General features: G+C 40.8%; 5 protein-coding genes and 1 pseudogene. 5 read left to right on the forward strand and 1 reads right to left on the reverse strand.

All coding sequences use genetic code 11. From position 1 onward, the window contains the following. The 5 genes from EAE91_RS24645 to cdiI all read left to right on the forward strand — a co-directional run. The coding region (locus EAE91_RS24645; RefSeq protein ID WP_280520308.1) for a DUF637 domain-containing protein at positions 1–2,138 on the forward strand (2,138 nt) is incomplete at its 5' end. Positions 2,139–2,147: 9 nt separating this feature from the next. Beyond that, the gene (locus tag EAE91_RS23070) at positions 2,148–2,435 is read left to right on the forward strand and encodes a hypothetical protein (protein ID WP_036813710.1); all 288 of its coding nucleotides are present in this window, start codon (positions 2,148–2,150) and stop codon (positions 2,433–2,435) included. Beyond that, positions 2,425–2,952: a macro domain-containing protein gene (locus EAE91_RS23075; RefSeq protein ID WP_214090488.1), complete on the forward strand. Its 528-nt coding sequence runs from the start codon at positions 2,425–2,427 to the stop codon at positions 2,950–2,952. Before EAE91_RS23070 ends, EAE91_RS23075 begins: the two co-directional genes overlap by 11 nt. Before the next feature lie 165 nt (positions 2,953–3,117). Then, positions 3,118–3,450: a CdiA family toxin C-terminal domain-containing protein gene (locus EAE91_RS23080; protein ID WP_376744736.1), complete on the forward strand. Its 333-nt coding sequence runs from the start codon at positions 3,118–3,120 to the stop codon at positions 3,448–3,450. Beyond that, positions 3,450–3,797: a ribonuclease toxin immunity protein CdiI gene (cdiI, locus tag EAE91_RS23085; RefSeq protein WP_214090489.1), complete on the forward strand. Its 348-nt coding sequence runs from the start codon at positions 3,450–3,452 to the stop codon at positions 3,795–3,797. Before EAE91_RS23080 ends, cdiI begins: the two co-directional genes overlap by 1 nt. Positions 3,798–3,836: 39 nt before the next feature. On the opposite strand, the pseudogene EAE91_RS23090 reads toward cdiI, so the two are convergent. Continuing rightward, positions 3,837–3,950 (reverse strand): annotated as a pseudogene (locus tag EAE91_RS23090) (IS5/IS1182 family transposase); the annotation flags it as partial.

The following is a 3,950-nucleotide window of genomic DNA, read 5'->3' on the forward strand; positions in this document are numbered from 1 at the left end:
ATCTGTTAAGCCGGGATGACAGCACCTATGAAGCCAGTAAAATCGCCACCAATAAAAATGCCAAACTGACCAGCACTCACGGTAAAGTTAATTTTAAAGCGGTCAAAAACAGCACCTTTGAGCAGACGATTACCCATTCCAAAGGCTTTTATATCAAGCAGACCGATAAAGGCTATACCGAAAACAAATGGGTGCTTCCTGCTATTCATATCGTCGGAAAATTTACCGTGGAGGCGGCCAAAGGGGTTAGTGCGGATATCAAAGTCAAAAATGGTCAATCGTTACAGAATGCGGTATCGGTATTCGGCAATACGCCGGAAACCGCCTGGCTAAAAGGATTAAATGAACGTAAAGACGTTCAATGGAATTTAGTCAAAGATGCCTATGACAGTTGGGATTATAAAAGCCAGCACCTGAATCCGGTGGTCTCTGCGGTTATCGCAATTGCAGTCGCCGCTGCGACAGCGGGGGCCGGATTAACGGTTTCTGTTGCCGGATCAGCCGCAAGTACCGCGGGTTCAGCCGCCACGGCAGCGGACGCTACTGCCAGCACTGCCGCCGCCATGAGTTCAGTGGCTTACGGCGCGACAGCTTCCGGCATGGCCGCACTCGCTTCTCAGGCAGCGGTAGCGTTGGTGGATAATCAAGGTGACTTATCCAAAGCTTTAAAAGTGATGGGAAGCAGCGATACGGTTAAATCAACCATCACATCAATGGCGATTGGTGGCGCACTGGCGGGTTTTGATAACGTCATGGGATGGGATAAAGCCGCCAATGGCGCTCAAATTGACCCGGCAAAAGCGACATTGCCTAAACTGAGCAACGGCGACTGGAGCAAAGTGGCTCAACGGGTAGCGGGTCAATCCATTATCAGTTCCAGCCTGGGTACAGCCATCAATGGCGGTAGTTTTAAGGACAATTTTACTACCGCATTACTTGCCAATATTGGCAGCCAGATTAACGCCGAAGGTGCCGGATTGATTGGTGCTAACGGTCAGGTGTTAGGTTTACCCGGAAAAGCCATCAGCCATGCGGCGGTTTCTGCCCTTGCGGCGGAAATTGGCGGCGGTGATGCCAAAGGGGCAGCGGCGGGCGCATTAGCGGCTGAACTGGCCGCGATAACATTGGATAAGACATTCAATGATCCAATGAAAATTCAGGCGGGCGGCAAAATCATCGGCAGCGTCGCAGGTGCCATTGCGACCAACAGTGCCAAAGGGGCTAACAGCGGGGCTAATGCCGGAGAAATTGTTATTCTCTTCAACCACCTGAACTCCATGAATGCCTACAATCTGGCTAGAGAGCTCCAGGAAGCCAATAAGCAAGGCACCCCTACCGAAGCAATCTGGAACAAATACAACAAACTGAGCGCTGCGCAACGGGCAGAAATGTTGTCTCACTGTGCCGGGAACGGTGGGTTATGCACACTGACCTATCAGGCTGAAATGGACGGCGGGATAAAAACAGCAGATGCTATTAGTGGCTTAAGATGGATGTTTAACTTATCGGCTGAGGATGCCCATCGTCTCAGCCAGTTTGTGACGACAGAAAACCAAAACGATTTAGGGCTGTTATATAACTCATTGCCCGCTTGGGAAAAAGGTGCACTAATAGCCAAAGAGGCCGTAGAATCTGCCGGTATTGGTGGTGCTATCGGCAGCAAAGCTTCAGTTGCTTCGATTGTTGGGAAAAATAAACAGCCTTATCAGCCTAATAAGGGTACAGAGGGGAAATCTGAAGCTAGAAAAGGAACAATTGTTAGTGCAAATAACGCCCACTCTTCATTAAAACTAGGAGAAACAAAAGTTGTTAATGAAGTGAATATGACTAGAGTTGGTAGATGGATGTCACATGATGAATTAGTGCAAATGCAAAGTAGTGGGAAAATTGTTCAAGGAGGTGGTGGGCAAACTTTTATATCTACTAATGGAGCATCTGATTTTAAAGGTACAGCACCAAAAGGTTCAGTTTATGTTGAATTTGATGTACCAGCAAACAGTCTTTTAAAAGGTGGTAAAGATGGATGGTTTAAAATGATTGGTCCTGATGCAAGTAAATCACAACAATTTTTACTGAATAAACAAAGCGGTCAACAACTACCTGAAATTAAGAATATTACCATTGTTGATATAAAATGAGGATATTAAATGAACATACATGACTTTGATAAAAATATAAAACCTCTTTTAAGAAATTATTCTTTTGAATATTCATTTTTTGCTGATGGTGAATTTGGTAATCTTGAGCGAATTGAATTTGAGGGCTGTGGAAAACTAGGGACTATTGATATATGGTCTAAGGGTTGGCTAAGTATAGATATATATGATTGTATTTTAGATAAGCAGGTAATGAATGTCATATATTCACCAGAAGAAAAACAATCTTGCAAAACTGGAGTAGAGGTGTTTTTAAGGATATTACTAAATGAAAAATAAAGTGGAAATTATATTAGGTGACATAACAAAAGTTGCTGTTGATGCTATCGTTAATGCAGCTAATACATCTTTACTTGGTGGTGGTGGAGTTGATGGAGCAATACATAGAATAGGTGGAAAAATTATTTTAGAAGAATGTCAAAAAATTAGAGCTAAACAGGGTGGCTGCAAAGTTGGTGAAGCAGTGATTACAAGTGCGGGTAATTTGCCCGCTAAATACGTGATCCATACTGTAGGTCCACGTTGGAATGGCGGTAGTAATAATGAATTTTCATTATTAGAAAAATCTTATTTAAGTTGTTTTGAATTATCTAAGATCTACAATGTCAAAAGACTTTCTTTTCCCAATATTAGTACTGGAACCTATAAATTCCCTAAAGAGCTGGCGGCTAAAATTGCTTTAGATACAATTTTTTCATATTTAAATAAGGCTCCTCACATTTCTAAAGTCAATATTATATGTTATGAGAAAGATAATTATGATATATATATGGATTTGATGAACAATAAGTCTTAAAAAAACAAATTTTAAATTTCTTGTCGTTCCCTTTCTAAAAAGGGAACGACTACTTACCCAGAGGGAATTCATTTTAATATTAACCAGAAAAATCACTTAGCCATATTTGATGGAATATCTAAAAAAGGGATAAGTGGTACACATAATGCTGACGTATTTAATCAAATGACATCTGCTAATGGTGTAAAAATTATAGGAAAAACACCCGGTTCAATAGATGGTATTACTGAAATTTCATATCAAATCCCAGCCTATGACAGAGCTGGAAATGTTATTGGATATAAAGAAAAAGTCTTTACTAAAACAGTTTATGATCCAAAAATTTTCTCTGGCCAGCAGATGTTGGCTCTTGGGCAACAAGCTGCAATAAATGGTTATAAATCTGCTATAACTTCTGGTGTTAGAGAATACACATCAACAGCGGGTGGCGTAAAGTTCCAAGTTTATTTGGATCAAAAAACAGGTACTGTGCTTAATTTCTTTCCGGTGACAAAGTAATGAACGAATATATTTTTAAAAAAATAGATTATGACAATGACCCCGAGTGGGTTGTGAAGGATTTCTTTAATTCACTGAATTTGCAAGATAAATTATTATGGACCCTCCCTTTTCTCTTAAATAAAACAGGATGTGGAGTAAATGAAACCTATTGCATCTTCCCAGACTTAACAGATCCAGATCCTGAATACCATTTTGAAGGGATAATGTTCGGTGTGTGGGAAGGCGAAGTTATCGTTCCTGAATCCATCGGCTTTGAATATATAAAACTAGCCTGTGAGAAATATCTTCAATTACATCCAGAAGATACAGAGCAAGTAAAATCCTTACTTGCTCAACTGCCTTAAACCAGAAAGATCCTAGCATTCAATGCTAGGTAGTGTCCCTTAATTATATAATCTCCGGCAAAAGAGTCGAATACAGCCTAATTTCACCATCGACAGATAGTTTCGTGCTGTTTTTTCATAGCGTGTTGCAATACGTCGATTACCTTTCAAAAA

The sequence above is a fragment of the Photorhabdus noenieputensis genome, assembly GCF_018448935.1.
GTDB lineage: Bacteria > Pseudomonadota > Gammaproteobacteria > Enterobacterales > Enterobacteriaceae > Photorhabdus > Photorhabdus noenieputensis.